Raw genomic sequence first — 17653 nt, 5'->3', positions numbered from 1 at the left:
CGTGCGCGGATCCCTCCACCACAATGACCCGCGTGACGCCCCCCGAGACGACTGTGTGGAAGCACGACGGCGAGACCATGGAGGTCTGGCCCGGCCGCAACCAACCGCTCGGTGCGACGTGGTCGGAGGAGTCGACGAACTTCGCCGTCTACGCACCAGCCGCCGAGGCGGTGTGGGTCTGCGTCTTCGACGACGAGGGCACCGAGGTCCGCCACCGGCTCACCGAGCACTCGCTGGGCGTGTGGCACGGTGCGCTGCCGGGCCTGCGCCCGGGGACCCGCTACGGCTACCGCGCCCACGGACCGTGGGACCCCGCCGCCGGTCTGCGCTTCAACGCCGCCAAGCTGCTGCTCGACCCCTATGCGAGGGCCGTCTCGGGCGACCTCGTCGTCGACGCCGCGATCTACGGCTACACCAAGGGCGACCCGGCGACCATCAGCGACCTGGACTCGGCGGCGTACGTCCCGCGGAGCGTCGTCGTGCATGACGACTTCGACTGGGAGGGCGACACCTCCCCCGCCCGGCGCTGGCGTGACACGGTCATCTACGAGATGCACGTCAAGGGCATGACCGCGCTGCACGACCGGGTGCCCGAGGCACTCCGCGGCACGTACGCCGGCCTCGCCACGCCCGCGGTGACCGACTACCTCCGCGACCTCGGCGTCACGGCGGTCGAGCTGCTGCCGATCCACCAGTTCTTCTCCGAGCCGCCGCTGGCCGAGAAGGGGCTGGTGAACTACTGGGGCTACAACTCCCTCGGCTTCTTCGCCCCGCACAACGCCTACTCCCACGCCGGCGACCGGGGCCAGCAGGTCACCGAGTTCAAGCAGATGGTGAAGGCCTTCCACGCCGCCGGCCTCGAGGTGATCCTCGACGTGGTCTACAACCACACCGCCGAGGCCGGCCCGCGCGGCCCGACGCTGTGCTTCCGCGGCCTCGACGACCGTGGCTACTACCAGCGCGTCGTGCCGCCGGCGCCCGAGGAGGGCGAGGAGCCGGAGCCGGTCACCTACTGGGACGTCACCGGTTGCGGCAACACCGTCGACTCGACCCACACCCAGAGCCTGCGGCTGATCCTCGACTCGCTGCGCTACTGGGTCAACGAGATGCACGTCGACGGCTTCCGCTTCGACCTGATGAGTGCCATCACCCGCACCGACCAGGTCGTCGACATGGGCAGCCACCTGCTCACCGCCATCGGGCAGGACCCGGTGCTGCGGCACGTGAAGCTGATCGCCGAGCCCTGGGACGCGTCGATGGACGGCTACCGCGTCGGCGAGTTCCCGCCGCCGTGGGTCGAGTGGAACGACCAGTTCCGCGACACGATGCGCGACTTCTGGCGCGGCCACTCCGGCGGCGTGCGCACGGTCGCCACGCGGCTGGCCGGGTCGAGCGACCTCTACGCCGACGACGGCCGCTCCCCCTACGCGTCGGTCAACTTCATCACCGCGCACGACGGCTTCACCCTGCGCGACCTCGTGTCCTACAACGAGAAGCACAACGAGGCCAACGGCGAGGACAACCGCGACGGCACCGACAACAACCGGTCGTGGAACCACGGCGTCGAGGGCGAGACCGACGACGAGGCCATCATCGCCGTACGCCGTCGCCAGGCCGCGAACCTGATGGCGACCCTGTGCTTCTCCAGCGGCGTGCCGATGCTCACCGCCGGCGACGAGCGCGGCCGGACCCAGCGTGGCAACAACAACGCCTACGGCCAGGACAACGAGACCTCGTGGATCGACTGGCGTCCCGACGACGCCTGGCTCGACGTCTACGAGATCACCAAGACCGCCCTGCGGCTGCGTCGCGAGCACCCGGCACTGCGCCAGCGGCACTGGTTCGAGGGCCGGCCGACCATCAAGGGCGGGATCAAGGACCTCGTCTGGGTGCACCCCGACGGCCGCGAGATGACGACCGACGACTGGCACGACAGCTCCATCCGCACGGTCGGGATGTTCCTCAACGGCGCGCCCCTGCGCTCGCCGGGCCCGCGCGGGGAGCAGGTCCGCGACACGTCCTTCATGATCTGGCTCAACGCAGGGGGCCACGACGTCGAGCTGACGCTGCCCGAGAACCACTGGGTCCACAGCGGCGAGGTCGTGCTGTCGACCAACCGGGACGTCGCCGTGGGCACCCCGGTCGCCGCCGGCGGCACGATGTCGCTCCAGGCGCACTCGGTGCTGGTGCTGCGGGAGACCTGAGCGGCCGGTCGCCCTGCTCAGACGGGCTCGGCGACCCACTCCGCCGGGTCGCCGGCGTCGAGGTCGGTGATCCCGAGGCTCTCGAACGCACCCAGAACGACGAGGCGGCGTACGGCGGCGAAGGTGAGGACGTGGGCGATCATCCCGCCGTAGGTGAAGACCCTCGGCGGGTCGCAGGTCACGTCGAGGAAGGTGTCGTCGAGGCGGCCCTCGTCGACCGTCGTACGCACCTGGGCGAGGAACGCCGGGCCTTCCTCGCCCAGCTCGCGGCGCAGGCTCGTGATCGACTTGCCGCGCTCCTGCTCCCAGTCGTAGGAGCGCTGCGAGACGGCCGCGTTCCACTGGGCGAGCTGGCCCACGAGCCGGCCGAGGACCGACCGGATCGACATGTCGTCGTCGATCGTGCCGATCGGCACCTCGATGGGGGCGTCGAGCTGCTCGTCGTGGAGTCGGGCGGCCCGTTCGAGCATCTCGCCGGTCAGCCAGAGGTGGTGCTCGATCATGCGCGTCATCAGGTCCATCGGGGTCACCTTTCGTGACGTCGGCAGCCGGAGGCTGCCGGGCGGGTGGAAGTGCACGCCGCTCGGGCCCTCGATCTGGGTCCGGGTGGGGTGCTGACGCCAGCGGCTCGGGGCGACGCCGTACTCCCGTGCGAACGCCCGGGTGAACGCCTCGTGCGAGCCGTAGCCCGCGGCGAACGCGACATCCACCACCGGCCGGTCGCCCGTCACGAGGTGGTACGCCGCCCGCTCCAGCAGCAGCCGTCGGCGCAGCCGCTCCGGAGGCTCGCCGCCCACCGCCGAGACCACCCGGTCGAGGTGGAAGCGGGAGAGGTGGAGGCGCTCCGCGCGCTTGATCGCACCTGCGCAGTCTGCACCCGGGACGCCGTCGGCCGCCCGGCTCTGGGACCATGTCCCCATGGCCAGCAGCGTTCCGTCCCGTCGTCAGGAGAAGGGTCGCGGCCACCTCCTCGACATGAACGCGCCGCGCACCATCGTCCAGGATCCCGAGAAGGACGCCCGCGACCTCGCCCAGGTGCAGCGGTGGGTGATGTCCGTGCTCGCCGTGACCACGATCCTGCACCTCGTCGTGGGCCTGGTCGTGGCCGCCGTGATGCTGGACGACGCACCGACCTCCTCGAAGGTCGGGCTCAACGTGATCGCGGGGGTCTTCGGCTCCTTCGCGGTCGCCGCGTTCTGCGCGATCCACGGCAGGCGCGTCCTGTCGCCCTGGCTGGTGCTGGGCGTCCTCCCGACGTTGGTCGGGCTCTGGCTGACCTTCGGCTGAGCCGGGCCCGTCAGGCGGGCTCGGCCACCAGGCCCAGCTCGGCGACCGAGGCGAGCGAGTCGTTGCGGGGCACGACCCGCACCGTGTAGCCGAACGCACCGGAGTTCTGCAGCGAGACCGTGGCGTCGAAGCGGTGCCGGTTGCCGTCGTAGGACTCCCCCACCGTCATCGACGTGGCCGCGGTGGCGGTCAGCACGTCGTCCGCCCCGATCCGGCCGTGCACGACCTGGACCGTGACGTCGTCAGGCGAGAGCGAGCCCAGGGCGACCCAGGCGCGCACGGCGAGCGTGGCGCCGACCTCGGCCTGGTCGCCGACACCCTCGGAGTCGATGTGCTCGACCCGGACGCCGGGCCAGGCCGCGCGGACGGTCTGCTTCCAGCCCGACAGCTGGCGGGCGCCGGCGTAGTCGCTGTTGAGGGCGCGCGCCGTGTGGGCGGCCGGGGCGTAGAGCTCGCGGACGTAGTCGCGGACCTGTCGCGTGGCGAGCACCTTCGGGCCCAGCGACTTCAGCGTGTGGCGCACCATCTCCAGCCAGCGCGGCGGCACGCCCTCGTGGTTGGTCTCGTAGAAGCGCGGTGCGACCTCGTTCTCGAGAAGGGCGTAGAGCGCGTTGGCCTCGAGGTCGTCGCGGCGGTCGGTGTCGTCGATGCCGTCGGCCGACGGGATCGCCCAGCCGTTGTTGCCGTCGTACCACTCGTCCCACCAGCCGTCGAGGATCGAGAGGTTCAGACCGCCGTTGAGCGCGGCCTTCATGCCGGACGTGCCGCACGCCTCGTAGGGGCGCAGCGGGTTGTTGAGCCACACGTCGCAGCCGGGGTAGAGCGGCTGCGCCATCGCGATGTCGTAGTTGGGCAGGAACGCGATGCGGTGCCGGATCTCCGGGTCGTCGGCGAAGCGCACCATCTCCTGGATCAGCCGCTTGCCGGTCTCGTCGGCCGGGTGCGCCTTGCCGGCGATGACCAGCTGGATCGGGCGCTCGGGGTCGAGCAGCAGCTTCTTGAGGCGGTCGGGGTCGCGCAGCATGAGCGTGAGCCGCTTGTAGGTCGGCACGCGACGCGCGAAGCCGATGGTCAGCACGTCGGGGTCGAGCGCGGTGTCGATCCAGGTGGTCTCGGCGGGCGCGAAGCCGCGCTTCGACGCCGAGCGGCGCATCCGGTCGCGTGCGTCGTCGATGAAGCGCGTGCGCAGGGTGCGCTTGAGGTCCCAGATCTCGCGGTCGCCGATCTGGTCGACCAGCGGCCAGAGGGCGTCGGTGTCGTCGCCGTCGATGTCGGCGCCGCGGCTCGCGGCGAGCTCGATGACCTCGCGCGCGATCCAGGTCGGGCCGTGGACGCCGTTGGTGATCGAGCTGATCGGCACCTCGGCCTCGTCGAACGCCGGCCACAGGCCGTTGAACATCCCGCGCGACACGTGGCCGTGCAGCTGGGAGACGCCGTTGGCGCGCTGGGCCAGCCGGAAGCCCATGACCGCCATGTTGAACACGCCGGCGTCGCCGCCGTCGTAGTCCTCCGCGCCGAGCGCGAGCACGCGCTCGACCGGGACGCCCGGGGTCGGCGAGCTCCCACCGAAGTACTGGGACACGAGCTCGCGCGGGAAGCGGTCGATGCCCGCAGGCACCGGGGTGTGGGTGGTGAACACCGTGCCGGCACGCGTGACCTCGAGTGCGGTGTCGAAGTCCACGCGGGGGCCCTGCTCGTCGACGGTGAGCTCGCGGATCCGCTCGATGCCGAGGAAGCCGGCGTGACCCTCGTTGGCGTGGAAGACCTCCGGGGCCGGGGCCCCGGTGATGCGCGACCACACCCGCAGCGCGCGGACGCCGCCGACGCCGAGCAGCAGCTCCTGGCGCAGCCGGTGCTCGGAGTTCCCGCCGTAGAGCCGGTCGGTCACGTCGCGGTAGTGGGCGCTGTTCTCCTCGATGTCGGTGTCGAGCAGCAGCAGCGGGACGCGGCCGACGTGGGCCACGAGGATGCGGGCCACCAGGTCGGGGCCGTCGGGCAGGGCGAGCGACACGGTGGCGCGCGACCCGTCGGCCTCGCGGAGCACGGTCAGCGGCAGCTCGTCGGGGTCGAGCACGGGATAGCTCTCCTGCTGCCACCCGTCACGGTCCAGCGCCTGCTTGAAGTAGCCGTGGCGGTAGAACAGGCCGACGCCGACCAGCGGGATGCCGAGGTCGGAGGACGCCTTCAGGTGGTCGCCGGCGAGGATGCCGAGGCCGCCGGAGTACTGCGGCAGCACCGAGGTGATGCCGAACTCCGAGGAGAAGTACGCGATCGCGCGGGGTGCGTCGGCACCGGCCTTGCGGGCGTACCAGCGGTCCTCGGAGAGGTAGCGCTGGAGGTCGGCGTGGGCGGCGTCGAGGCGGTTGCGGAAGTCGCCGTCCTCGGCCAGCTCGTCGAGCCGCTGGCGACCGACCGCGCCGAGGAAGCGCACCGGGTCACCGGAGACCTCGCGCCACAGGTCGGGGTCGATCGCTGCGAAGACGTCCTGGGTGGGCGGGTGCCAGGACCAGCGGAGGTTGCCGGCCAGGACGGATAGCGCTCCCAGCGGCTCGGGCAGGACGGGACGGACCGTGAATCGTCTGAACGCTCGCACGCTTCCCGACCGTAGGGCATTTCTTGGATCGATCCAACAATTCGGTCGCAGGGGTGAGACCAGACCCCGTCCGGCTTGCGTCGCCCCCGGGTGTTCGCAAGTGTGGGTGCATGGTTGGACGCATACCCGTCATGGACGTCTCCCCCGTCGTCGACCTCGGTCGGCAGTCGGCGAAGGCCACCGTGGGCGAGCCCATGCCGGTCCGCGCGACGGTCTTCCGGGAGGGCCACGACCAGCTCGCGGTCGAGGTGGTGGCGATCGATCCGAGGGGGTCGCGGCGGCAGCCGGTGCGGATGCAGCCCTACGGCGAGGAGCCCAACCGCTACGTCGCGCACGTCACTCCCGACGTGGAGGGCGAGTGGACCTTCGAGATCCAGTCGTGGTCCGACCCGGTCGCGACGTGGCAGCACGACGCGGGCATCAAGATCCCGGCCGGTGTCGACGTGGAGCTGATGTTCACCGAGGCACGGCTGCTGCTCGAGCGGGTCGCCGCCGGCACCGGCGAGGACAAGCTCGACAAGACCTCCGCAGCGCTGGTGAGCGGTGCGGTCGCCGCGGCGTCCGACACCGAGCGCCCCGTCGGCGCCCGCCTCGCAGCGCTCCAGGACCCCGACCTCGACGCCGTGCTGCTGGCCCACCCGCTGCGCGAGCTCACCTCGACCAGCGGACCCTTCCGCTTCCGCGCCGACCGGGTGCGGGCGCTGTTCGGCAGCTGGTACGAGTTCTTCCCGCGCTCCGAGGGCGCCGTGCGCGACGAGCTGACCGGCAAGGTCACCACCGGCACGTTCCTCACCGCGACCGAGCGTCTCGACCGCGTGGCGGAGATGGGGTTCGACGTCGTCTACCTGCCCCCGATCCACCCGATCGGCGAGGTCAACCGCAAGGGTCCCAACAACACGCTCACGCCCGGCCCCGACGACACCGGCTCGCCGTGGGCCATCGGCAGCAAGGACGGTGGCCACGACGCGATCCATCCCGATCTCGGCACGTTCGACGACTTCGACGCGTTCGTGGCGCGAGCGGGTGAGCTCGGCCTCGAGGTCGCCCTCGACCTCGCCCTGCAGGCCGCGCCCGACCACCCGTGGGTGACCACCCACCCGCAGTTCTTCACCACGCGCGCCGACGGCACGATCGCCTACGCCGAGAACCCGCCCAAGAAGTACCAGGACATCTACCCGATCAACTTCGACAACGACCCCGCGGGCATCTGCCGCGAGGTGCTGCGGGTCGTGCGGCTCTGGATGTCGCACGGTGTGCGGATCTTCCGCGTCGACAACCCCCACACCAAGCCGCTCGCCTTCTGGGAGTGGCTGCTCGCCGAGGTGCGGCGCACCGATCCCGACGTCCTCTTCCTCTCCGAGGCCTTCACCAAGCCGGCGATGATGCACGGCCTGGGCGCGGTCGGCTACCACCAGAGCTACACCTACTTCACCTGGCGCACCGGCAAGCGCGAGATCGAGGACTACCTCCTCGAGGTGTCGTCCGAGTCCGACCACCTGATGCGACCGAACTTCTTCGTCAACACCCCCGACATCCTCCACGCCTACCTGCAGTACGGCGGTCCGGCGGCCTTCAAGGTGCGTGCCGCGCTCGCCGCGACCGGGTCCCCGAGCTGGGGCGTCTACGCCGGCTACGAGCTGTTCGAGCACGTCGCGGTCAAGCCCGGCTCGGAGGAGTACCTCGACTCGGAGAAGTACCAGATCCGCATCCGCGACTGGAAGAAGCACGACGCGGACGGCACCACCCTGGCGCCCTACCTCACCCGCCTCAACGAGATCCGCCGCCAGCACCCCGCGCTGCAGCTGCTGCGCAACATCACCATCCACGAGAGCGAAGACGACCACGTCCTGGTGTTCTCCAAGCGGGCGGGCGACGACGTCGTCATCAGCGTGATCAACCTCGATCCGCACGGCACCAGGGAGACGATGCTCCACCTCGACATGGCCGCTCTCGGCCTGGGCTGGCACGACTCGTTCGTCGCCCACGACGAGATCACCGGCGCCGACTGGAGCTGGAGCCAGCACAACTACGTCCGGCTCGACCCGGGCTACGAACCCGCCCACATCATCACCGTGAGGAGCACCCGTTGACCGAGCAGCCCATGCCGACGGACGCCGGAGCCGCCACGGCGGTCCTCAACGCCGAGCCGGACTGGTTCAGGACAGCGGTCTTCTACGAGGTGCTGGTCCGGTCCTTCCGCGACTCCAACGGCGACGGCACCGGTGACTTCCAAGGCCTGATCGAGAAGCTCGACTACCTCGAGTGGCTCGGCGTCGACTGCCTGTGGGTGCCGCCGTTCTTCACCTCGCCCCTCCGCGACGGCGGCTACGACGTCGCCGACTACAACAACATCCTTCCCGAGTGCGGCACGGTCGACGACTTCCATGAGTTCCTCGACGCCTGCCACCAGCGCGGCATCCGGGTGATCATCGACTTCGTCATGAACCACACGAGTGACGCACACCCGTGGTTCCAGGCCAGCCGCAGCGACCCCGACGGCCCCTACGGCGACTTCTACGTCTGGTCCGACAACGACGAGCTCTACCAGGACGCGCGGGTCATCTTCGTCGACACCGAGCCGTCGAACTGGACGTGGGACCCGGTGCGCCAGCAGTACTTCTGGCACCGGTTCTTCCACCACCAGCCCGACCTCAACTTCGACAACCCCCTGGTCCACGACGCGATGCTGGAGGCGATGGCCTTCTGGCTCGACATGGGCCTCGACGGCTTCCGCCTCGACGCCGTGCCCTACCTCTACGAGCGCCCGGGGACCAACGGCGAGAACCTTCCCGAGACCCACGAGTTCCTCAAGAAGTGCCGCCGCTTCGTCGACGAGAACTACCCCGGGCGGGTGCTGCTGTGCGAGGCGAACCAGTGGCCCGCCGACGTCGTCGAGTACTTCGGGCCCGAGCAGACCGAGGACGGCCGCTGGGTCGGCACCGAGTGCCACATGGCCTTCCACTTCCCGGTCATGCCGCGCATCTTCATGGCCGTGCGCCGGGAGTCCCGCTTCCCGATCTCGGAGATCCTCGAGCAGACCCCGCGGATCCCCGACGGCTGCCAGTGGGGCATCTTCCTGCGCAACCACGACGAGCTCACCCTCGAGATGGTCACCGACGAGGACCGCGACTACATGTGGTCCGAGTACGCCCACGACCCCCGCATGAAGGCCAACATCGGCATCCGCCGTCGCCTCGCGCCGCTGCTCGACAACGACGTCAACCGGATGGAGCTGTTCACCGCGCTCCTGCTCTCGCTGCCCGGCTCCCCCGTCCTCTACTACGGCGACGAGATCGGGATGGGCGACAACATCTGGCTCGGCGACCGCGACGGAGTGCGTACGCCGATGCAGTGGACGCCCGACCGCAACGCGGGGTTCTCCGCCGCGACCCCCGGCAAGCTCCACCTGCCCGCGATCCAGGACCCGGTCTACGGCTACCAGTCGGTCAACGTGGAGGCGCAGCTGGAGAACACCTCCTCCCTGCTGCACTGGACCCGCCGGCTCGTGCACGCCCGACGGCGGCACCCGGCGTTCGGCCTCGGCGAGTTCACCGACCTCGGCGGGTCGAACGGCAGCGTGCTGTCCTACATCCGCGAGCACTCCCCCGACGGCGCGGAGGCCGACGGACGCGACATCATCCTCTGCGTCAACAACCTCTCGCGGTTCCCGCAGCCGGTCGAGCTCGACCTGCGCCAGTGGGAGGGGATGGTGCCGATCGAGCTGCTCGGTGGCGTCCCGTTCCCCGCGATCGGCGAGCTCCCCTACCTGCTGACGCTCGGCGGCTACGGCTTCCTGTGGCTGAGGCTGACCGACCCGACGACCGGGATGGAGCAGCAGTGAACGACGACATCCGACGCTGGGTCGGCGAGGCGCGCTGGTTCGGCGGCAAGGGGCGCGAGTGGACCCTGGGCGACGTACGCCGGGTGGGCGAGCTGCCCGACGCCCCCGCCGGCCTCCGCGTGAGGATCGAGCTCGCCGAGATCAGCTACGCCGACGGAGGGACCGAGCTCTACCAGCTGCCACTCGCCTACTACGCCGAGCCGCAGGACCGGCTCGGGCACGCCCTGGTCGGTGAGTGGCACGACGACGACCTCGGCCGGGCGTGGGTCTACGACGCGCTCCACGACCGCGAGTCGATGGCGCTGTGGCTGCGGGCGTTCGCCGCTCCCCCGTCGAGCACCGCCCGTGGGCTGCTCGACTTCCACACCCTCCCCGGGCACGAGCTCGACCTGGAGGCCCACTCGACGCTCTTCTCCGGCGAGCAGTCGAACTCCTCGGTGGCGTTCGGCGAGGACGCGCTGATGAAGGTGTTCCGCAAGGTGACCCCCGGGGTGAACCCCGACATCGCCATCCACCAGGTCCTCACCGAGGCCGCCTCGACCCACGTCGCCGCCCTCTACGGCTGGCTCGACCTGGTCGACGAGGAGACCAACACGACCATCCAGCTCGCGATGCTGCAGCAGTTCCTGCGCACCGCCAGCGACGGGTGGGACCTGGCCCTGGCCAGCGTGCGCAACCTCTTCGCCGAGGCCGACCTGCACGCCGACGAGGTCGGCGGCGACTTCGCCGGCGAGGCGGCTCGCCTCGGCGCCGCGCTGGCCGAGGTGCACGCCGACCTGGCCGCCCACTTCCCGGTCGAGCGACGCGACGCAGCCGCGATCGACGACCTCGCCGAGGCGATGGAGGCGCGCCTCGACGAGGCGCTCGTCGTGGTGCCCGACCTGGCTCCGTACGCCGACGGCCTCCGCGAGCGGTTCGCCGCGCTCCGCGGCCTCGACGCCGTCGAGGTCCAGCAGGTCCACGGCGACCTGCACCTGGGCCAGACGCTGCGCACCGTGCGGGGCTGGAAGATCGTCGACTTCGAGGGCGAGCCGGCCAAGCCCCTCGCCGTACGCCTCGAGCCCGACTCGGTCTGGCGCGACGTCGCCGGCATGCTCCGCTCGTTCGACTACGCACCGCGCGTGGTCGCCCTGAGCGGAGGGTCGCTCGAGCTGGACGCCGAGGCCGAGCAGCGCTCCTACCGGGCCGCGGAGTGGGCGCAGCGCAACCGCACCGCCTTCCTCGACGCCTACACCGAGGAGCGCGGCGAGGTCGTCGGCACGGCGTCCGCCACGCTGCTCGACGCCTACCTCGCGGACAAGGTCGTCTACGAGGCGGTCTACGAGGCGCGCAACCGTCCGGGATGGCTGTCCATCCCCCTGTCCGCACTGGAAGAGTCCTCATGAGCACACAGCCCGGCACCGACCACGCACCCGGCGAGCTCGACCTGCACCTGATCGGCGAGGGCCGGCACGAGGAGCTCTGGACGGTGCTCGGGGCCCAGGTCACCGGCGACGGGGGCACCTCGTTCCGCGTCTGGGCGCCGAACGCGATGGAGGTCCAGGTCGCCGGCGAGTGGGCGGGCTGGGACGGAGCGGCGCACCCGATGACCCGTCTCGACGGCTCGGGCGTCTGGCACGCCTACGTCGAGGGCGCCGACGTGGGCGCGCAGTACAAGTACCGCATCCGGGGCGCGGACGGGCAGTGGGCCGACCGCGCCGACCCGCTCGCCCAGTACGCCGAGAAGCCGCCGAGCTCGGCGTCGGTGGTCTGGAAGTCCGAGCACGAGTGGGGCGACGACGCCTGGATCGAGGCCCGCCGGACCAGGCAGCCGGTCGACGAGGCGATGTCGACCTACGAGGTGCACCTGGCCTCGTGGCGCAAGCACTACTCCGGCGAGCTCTACTCGTGGGACGAGATCGCCGACGCGCTCGTGCCCTACGTCGCCGACCTGGGCTTCACCCACGTGGAGTTCATGCCCGTCATGCAGCACCCGTTCGGTGGGTCCTGGGGCTACCACGTGACCTCCTACTTCGCCCCCGACTCCCGCTTCGGCGACCCCGACGGCCTGAAGCGGCTGATCGACCGACTCCACCAGGCCGGCGTCGGTGTGATCCTCGACTGGGTGCCCGGCCACTTCGCCACCGACGAGTGGGCGCTGGCCCGCTTCGACGGGACCCCGCTCTACGAGGACCCCAACCCGCAGCGCGGATGGCACAAGGAGTGGGGCTCCCACATCTTCAACTTCGGCCGGCACGAGGTGCGCAACTTCCTCTACGCCAACGCGGTCTTCTGGCTCGAGGAGTACCACGCCGACGGCCTGCGCGTGGACGGCGTCGCCTCGATGATCTACCTCGACTACGCCCGTGAGCAGGGCGAGTGGTCGCCCAACAAGCACGGCGGTCGCGAGAACCTCGAGGCCGTCCAGTTCCTCCAGGAGATGAACGCCACCGTCTACAAGCGCGTGCCCGGCATCGTCACCATCGCCGAGGAGTCCACCGCCTGGCCGGGCGTCACGGGGCCGACCAGCGACGGCGGCCTCGGGTTCGGCTTCAAGTGGAACATGGGCTGGATGCACGACACGCTCGACTACGTCGCCAAGGACCCGCTCTACCGCAGCCACCACCACGGCGAGATGACCTTCTCGCTGGTCTACGCCTTCGCGGAGAACTACGTCCTGCCCATCAGCCACGACGAGGTCGTGCACGGCAAGGGCTCCTTGCTGCGCAAGATGCCTGGCGACCGCTGGCAGCAGCTGGCCAACCTGCGCGCCTACCTCGCCTACATGTGGGCCCACCCCGGCAAGCAGCTGCTCTTCATGGGGTGCGAGCTCGGTCAGGAGTCGGAGTGGGCCGAGAGCCGCGAGCTCGACTGGTGGCTCCTCGAGCACCCCGAGCACGCCGGCGTCCACGCGATGGTGCGCGACATGAACGCCGCCTACACCGACACCGGCGCCCTCTGGGGCCGCGACAACGACCCCGCGGGATTCGCCTGGATCGACGCCAACGACGCCGGTCGCAACACGTTCTCCTTCGTCCGCAAGGCTCCCGGCCACCCCGACCTGGTCTGCGTGGCCAACTTCGCCGGCACCCCTCACGAGGGCTACCGCCTCGGCCTGCCGTCGGCAGGCACGTGGTCGGAGGTGCTCAACACCGACGCGGGGACCTACTCCGGATCCGGGGTCGGCAACCTCGGCTCGATCACCGCCACGGCGGGCGACCACCACGAGCAGCCGGCCCACGCCGACATCGTCGTACCGCCCCTGGCGACCGTCTGGTTCCGCAAGGACGCCTGAGGGCGTGTGAGCGCTCGCTAGGGTTGCCGGGTGACCAACCCGATCTCCGTGTCCTCCGGCGACGGCGTCGCCCGGCTCGAGTGGGACGGCGACGTCAACACCGACGAGCTGCGGCGTGAGGTCGCCTCGGCCCTGACCGAGCACCCCCGCGTCGAGGCGCTGGTCGCGGTCGACGACACCGCCGGACACCGCGCGGCCACGTGGGCAGGTCTCCACCGCGAGGGCGTACGTCGCGGGCTCGGGCCCGGCGGGGAGCCGCGGGACCGGTTCGTGTTCGCACGCCTCGTGACCGACGCCCCCGTGACCGAGCCGGGAGGCTTCCGCTCCCTGCTCAACTCCTTCCTCCCCCGCAAGCGAGCGATCGCGCAGATGCTCGTGCGCGACCCCGAGGCTCGGGTGCTGCTGTGCCAGCTCACCTACAAGCGCGACTGGGACCTGCCGGGGGGCGTGGTCGAGGTGGGCGAGTCCCCCAGGCTGGCGGTCGAGCGCGAGGTCACCGAGGAGCTCGGCCTCACGGTCGCGGCCGGCGAGCTGGTCCTCGCCGACTGGCTGCCCCCGTGGGGCGGGTGGGACGACGCGGTGTGCCTGGTCTTCGACGGCGGCACGCTCGATCCTGCCGTCCTCGACCAGGTGGTCAAGCAGGAGCGGGAGATCCGCGACGTTCGCTTCTGCAGCCTCGAGGAGGTCGACGAGCTCGCAGCCGACTTCACCGCCCGACGTGTCCGATCGGCCGTCGGCGGCGACCAGCGGTATACGGAGTCCGGTCGCTGAGGCAGGATGCCTCCATGACCTGGGTCTACGACTTCGCAGAAGGCAACAAGGACCAGAAGGACCTGCTCGGCGGCAAGGGCGCCAACCTCGCCGAGATGACGAACCTCGGCCTGCCGGTCCCGCCGGGGTTCACGATCTCGACCGAGACCTGCCGGGCCTACCTGGCCGAGGGCGACGGCGGTGTGGGCGTCGAGCCCGAGGGCCTGGCCGAGGAGGTCACCGAGCACCTCGCCTCGCTCGAGGAGGCGATGGGCAAGAAGCTCGGCGACGCCGACGACCCGCTCCTGGTGTCGGTGCGCTCGGGCGCCAAGTTCTCGATGCCCGGGATGATGGAGACGGTCCTCAACGTCGGCCTCAACGACACCTCCGTCGGGGGCCTGGCCGCCCGCAGCGAGTCCGAGCGCTTCGCGCAGGACTCCTACCGGCGGCTGCTGCAGATGTTCGGCGGCACGGTGCTGCACGTCGACTCCGGCCTGTTCTCCGACGCGCTCGACGAGGTGAAGCGGGCCAAGGGCACCGACAACGACCTCGACCTCGACGCCGAGGACCTCAAGGGAGTCGTCGCGAGCTTCAAGACCATCATCAAGGACCAGACCGGTCGCGACTTCCCGCAGGACCCGCGCGAGCAGATGGACCTGGCGATCCGCGCGGTCTTCGACTCGTGGAACACCGACCGGGCGCGGCTCTACCGCCGCCAGGAGCGGATCCCGGAGGACCTCGGGACCGCGGTCAACGTGCAGGCGATGGTGTTCGGCAACTTCGGCATGGACTCCGGCTCGGGCGTCGCCTTCACCCGCGACCCGGCCAGCGGCTCGCAGGGACAGTACGGCGACTACCTCCAGAACGCCCAGGGCGAGGACGTCGTCGCCGGCATCCGCAACACCGTCTCCCTCGCCGACATGGCCGAGATCGACCGTCGCTCGCACGACGACCTGATGGACATCATGACGCGGCTCGAGCGGCACTACCGCGACATGTGCGACATCGAGTTCACCGTCGAGCGCGGCAAGCTCTGGATGCTCCAGACCCGTGTCGGCAAGCGCACGCCCGAGGCCGCGTTCCGCATCGCCGTCCACATGGTCGACGAGGGCCTCATCGAGATGGACGAGGCCGTCCTGCGCGTCACCGGTGAGCAGCTCGCCCTGCTCATGTTCCCCCGCTTCGACGAGGAGTCCGAGCGCACCCTGCTCGCCACGGGCATGAACGCCTCTCCAGGCGCGGCCGTCGGCAAGGCCGTCTTCGACTCCGACACTGCCGTGGAGTGGGCGGCGAGGGGCGAGGACGTCATCCTGGTGCGCAAGGAGACCAACCCCGACGACCTGCGCGGGATGGTGGCCGCCCGCGGCATCCTCACCAGCCGGGGCGGCAAGACCTCCCACGCCGCCGTCGTGGCCCGCGGCATGGGCCGCACCTGCGTCTGCGGCGCCGAGTCGCTCGACGTCGACGTCAAGGCCCGGAGGTTCACCGTCCGCGACGGCGAGACGATCAGCGAGGGCGACGTGATCTCGATCGACGGCAGCACGGGCGAGGTCTTCTCCGGCGCCGTCCCGGTCGCCGACTCCGTCGTCGTACGCCACTTCGAGGGCGAGAAGCTCGACGACGACCTCGCTCTCGCGGTCTCCCGCATCATGGCCCACGCCGACGGCGCGCGCCGGCTGCGGGTGCGCACCAACGCCGACACCCCCGACGACGCCGCCCGGGCCCGCCGCTTCGGCGCCCAGGGCATCGGCCTGTGCCGCACCGAGCACATGTTCCTCGGCGAGCGCCGCGAGCTGGTCGAGAAGCTGATCGTCGCCGAGGACGAGGCCGGTGTCGAGGCAGCCCTCGACGCCCTCCTCCCCCTCCAGCGCCAGGACTTCACCGAGATCCTCGAGGCCATGGACGGCCTGCCCGTCACCATCCGGCTGCTCGACCCGCCCCTGCACGAGTTCCTCCCCGACCTCACCGACCTGAGCGTCGAGGTCGCCCTCGCCGAGGAGCGCGGCGAGGTCGACGAGCACCGGGCCACGCTGCTGACCCACGTGCGCCGACTCCACGAGAGCAACCCGATGCTCGGCCTGCGCGGCGTCCGCCTCGGCATCCAGATCCCCGGGCTGTTCCGCATGCAGGGTCGAGCGATCGCCGAGGCAGCGGCCGACCGGATGGCCGAGCACGGCAACCCGCGGCCCGAGATCATGGTGCCGCTCGTCGCCAGCGTCCGGGAGCTCGAGATCGTCCGGGCCGAGCTCGACCAGCAGATCGCCGAGGTCGAGGAGGACCGCGGGATCAAGCTCGACATCGCGATCGGCACGATGATCGAGCTGCCGCGAGCAGCGTTCCTCGCCGACCGGATCGCGCGCGACGCCGACTTCTTCTCCTTCGGCACCAACGACCTGACCCAGATGGCGTGGGGCTTCTCGCGCGACGACGTGGAGTCGTCGTTCTTCTCGCGCTACTTCGAGCACGGCATCTTCGACGTGTCACCGTTCGAGTCGCTCGACCAGCGAGGCGTGGGCGGCATGGTCGAGATGGGTACGACGAAGGGGCGCGAGACCAAGCCCGACCTCAAGGTCGGCGTGTGCGGCGAGCACGGCGGCGACCCGAGGTCGGTCCACTTCTTCGACGAGGTCGGGCTGAACTACGTCTCGTGCTCGCCCTTCCGGGTGCCGGTCGCCCGGCTCGAGGCCGGCCGCTCGGTCCTCGGCAAGCGCTAGAAGAGTGCCGAGGCCAGGTTGCGACGGCCCGCCAGCACGCGCGGGTCGTCGTTGCCGACCGCGGCGAAGAGGGCGAGCAGGTGGTCGCGCGCCTTGTCCCGGTCCTTGTCGCTCGTGCGAGCGACGAGGTTGACCAGGCGGGTGAACGCGTCCTCGACGTGACCGCCGAGCATGTCGAGGTCGGCGACCATCGTCTGCGCGTCGACGTCGTCGGGGCTCGCGGCGGCCGCCGCACGCGCCTCGTTGAGGTCCACACCCTGGGTGCGCTGCATCACCTTGGCGATGGCCAGACCACCGGCGGCCTCGACGTCGGCGGGGTTGGCGTCGACGAGCTTCTGGTATTCAGCGACGGCACCGTCGATGTCGCCCGACGCCAGTGCGTCCTGGGCGGGCGCGTAGCGCGGGTCGACGGCCTCCTCCTCGCCCTCCGCGACAGGCGCGGCGCTCGAGCGTGGCTGGTGACGACCGGTGACTCCCTGCGCCGTCAGCTGCTGCGCGAGCTGGGCGAACAGGGTCGAGAGCTCCTCGCCGGACAGCGCGCCGGGGATCGGCTGGGTCGCGGGTCGGCCGTCGAGGACGACCATCATCAGGGGCACCTGCGGGATCTGCATCGCCTGTGCGATCTCGGGCTGGGCGTCGACGTCGACGAGAGCGGCCAGCAGCCGACCCTCCTGGCGCTCGGCCTCGGCCGCGACGTCGGCGGCGTACTGCTCGCTGCCGGGTGCCTGCTGGGCGGAGTGGAACACGATCACCACGGGCGCGGTCATCGACTCCTGCAGGACCTGCTGGAAGTTCTCCTGCGTGATCGTCACCGAGTAGGACCCGCTCGCCGCTCCCCCGCCCGCAGGAGCTGCCGGTCGGGGTGCGGGCTGCTGCGGGGCGGGCTGGCCGAGCCCGGAGAGGTCGATGGCACCTGGACGGCTGAACGGCTGCTGCGTCATGGGCACAATCCTAGAGAGACCTCCCACGCTCGGCACCACGGGTCGGTAG

11 protein-coding genes are annotated in these 17653 nt (G+C 70.8%); 8 read left to right on the top strand and 3 right to left on the bottom strand.

The features are described 5' to 3' along the window. The first annotated feature begins 23 nt into the window (after positions 1 to 23). Positions 24 to 2204, top strand: a complete 2181-nt coding sequence (gene glgX, locus IEZ25_RS15800; RefSeq protein ID WP_191200402.1) for a glycogen debranching protein GlgX — start codon at positions 24 to 26, stop codon at positions 2202 to 2204. Between the two features lie 17 nt (positions 2205 to 2221). Here glgX and IEZ25_RS15795 read toward each other — a convergent pair whose 3' ends face one another. Next, a complete protein-coding gene (locus tag IEZ25_RS15795; protein WP_191200401.1) occupies positions 2222 to 3124 on the bottom strand; it encodes a helix-turn-helix domain-containing protein in 903 nt (300 codons plus the stop codon). Between IEZ25_RS15795 and IEZ25_RS15790 the strand changes: the two genes are divergently transcribed. Further along, a complete protein-coding gene (locus IEZ25_RS15790; RefSeq protein ID WP_191200400.1) occupies positions 3123 to 3491 on the top strand; it encodes a hypothetical protein in 369 nt (122 codons plus the stop codon). The two genes, IEZ25_RS15795 and IEZ25_RS15790, sit on opposite strands and share 2 nt — an antisense overlap. A 10-nt stretch (positions 3492 to 3501) precedes the next feature. Here the strand turns inward: IEZ25_RS15790 and glgP are convergent, their stop codons facing one another. Further along, positions 3502 to 6084 carry an alpha-glucan family phosphorylase gene (glgP, locus tag IEZ25_RS15785; RefSeq protein ID WP_191200399.1) on the bottom strand — a complete coding sequence of 861 codons (2583 nt, stop codon included), beginning with the start codon at positions 6082 to 6084 and terminating at the stop codon, positions 3502 to 3504. A gap of 131 nt (positions 6085 to 6215) precedes the next feature. On the opposite strand from glgP, the gene IEZ25_RS15780 reads away from it, so the two are divergent. The 6 genes from IEZ25_RS15780 to ppdK are packed head-to-tail and all read left to right on the top strand — an operon-like array spanning position 6216 to position 16663. Further along, positions 6216 to 8174, top strand: a complete 1959-nt coding sequence (locus IEZ25_RS15780) for an alpha-1,4-glucan--maltose-1-phosphate maltosyltransferase (RefSeq protein WP_397184127.1) — start codon at positions 6216 to 6218, stop codon at positions 8172 to 8174. Between the two features lie 11 nt (positions 8175 to 8185). After that, the gene (treS, locus tag IEZ25_RS15775; protein ID WP_191200529.1) at positions 8186 to 9925 is read left to right on the top strand and encodes a maltose alpha-D-glucosyltransferase; all 1740 of its coding nucleotides are present in this window, start codon (positions 8186 to 8188) and stop codon (positions 9923 to 9925) included. Continuing rightward, positions 9922 to 11310 (top strand): maltokinase N-terminal cap-like domain-containing protein, encoded by a 1389-nt coding sequence (locus tag IEZ25_RS15770; RefSeq protein WP_318152268.1) that lies wholly within the window; start codon positions 9922 to 9924, stop codon positions 11308 to 11310. The genes treS and IEZ25_RS15770 overlap by 4 nt, the downstream gene beginning before the upstream one ends. Then, complete coding sequence (gene glgB, locus IEZ25_RS15765; RefSeq protein WP_224749082.1) at positions 11307 to 13199, top strand: 1,4-alpha-glucan branching protein GlgB; 1893 nt, start codon at positions 11307 to 11309, stop codon at positions 13197 to 13199. Before IEZ25_RS15770 ends, glgB begins: the two co-directional genes overlap by 4 nt. Positions 13200 to 13229: 30 nt before the next feature. Next, positions 13230 to 13970, top strand: a complete 741-nt coding sequence (locus IEZ25_RS22315; RefSeq protein WP_191200395.1) for an NUDIX domain-containing protein — start codon at positions 13230 to 13232, stop codon at positions 13968 to 13970. 14 nt (positions 13971 to 13984) lie between these two features. Continuing rightward, complete coding sequence (ppdK, locus tag IEZ25_RS15755; protein WP_191200394.1) at positions 13985 to 16663, top strand: pyruvate, phosphate dikinase; 2679 nt, start codon at positions 13985 to 13987, stop codon at positions 16661 to 16663. Here the strand turns inward: ppdK and IEZ25_RS15750 are convergent. After that, the gene (locus IEZ25_RS15750) at positions 16660 to 17604 is read right to left on the bottom strand and encodes a tetratricopeptide repeat protein (RefSeq protein ID WP_191200393.1); all 945 of its coding nucleotides are present in this window, start codon (positions 17602 to 17604) and stop codon (positions 16660 to 16662) included. The two genes, ppdK and IEZ25_RS15750, sit on opposite strands and share 4 nt — an antisense overlap. Between the last annotated feature and the right edge of the window lie 49 nt (positions 17605 to 17653).

Origin of the sequence: Nocardioides hwasunensis, from assembly GCF_014779665.1 — a bacterium.
In the GTDB taxonomy this organism is placed as follows: Bacteria; Actinomycetota; Actinomycetes; order Propionibacteriales; family Nocardioidaceae; genus Nocardioides; species Nocardioides hwasunensis.
The sequence above is the reverse complement of the archived record's forward strand: the minus strand, read 5'-3'. Positions and strand labels throughout refer to the sequence as shown.

What these genes read in the sequence shown, in the direction of transcription:
- IEZ25_RS15780 (WP_397184127.1), top strand. Translation starts at nt 6,216, where the DNA reads ATGGACGTCTCCCCCGTCGTCGACCTCGGTCGGCAGTCGGCGAAGGCC.
- IEZ25_RS15790 (WP_191200400.1), top strand. Translation starts at nt 3,123, where the DNA reads ATGGCCAGCAGCGTTCCGTCCCGTCGTCAGGAGAAGGGTCGCGGCCAC.
- ppdK (WP_191200394.1), top strand. Translation starts at nt 13,985, where the DNA reads ATGACCTGGGTCTACGACTTCGCAGAAGGCAACAAGGACCAGAAGGAC.
- IEZ25_RS15750 (WP_191200393.1), bottom strand. Translation starts at nt 17,604, where the DNA reads ATGACGCAGCAGCCGTTCAGCCGTCCAGGTGCCATCGACCTCTCCGGG.
- treS (WP_191200529.1), top strand. Translation starts at nt 8,186, where the DNA reads ATGCCGACGGACGCCGGAGCCGCCACGGCGGTCCTCAACGCCGAGCCG.
- glgB (WP_224749082.1), top strand. Translation starts at nt 11,307, where the DNA reads ATGAGCACACAGCCCGGCACCGACCACGCACCCGGCGAGCTCGACCTG.
- IEZ25_RS15795 (WP_191200401.1), bottom strand. Translation starts at nt 3,124, where the DNA reads ATGGGGACATGGTCCCAGAGCCGGGCGGCCGACGGCGTCCCGGGTGCA.
- glgX (WP_191200402.1), top strand. Translation starts at nt 24, where the DNA reads ATGACCCGCGTGACGCCCCCCGAGACGACTGTGTGGAAGCACGACGGC.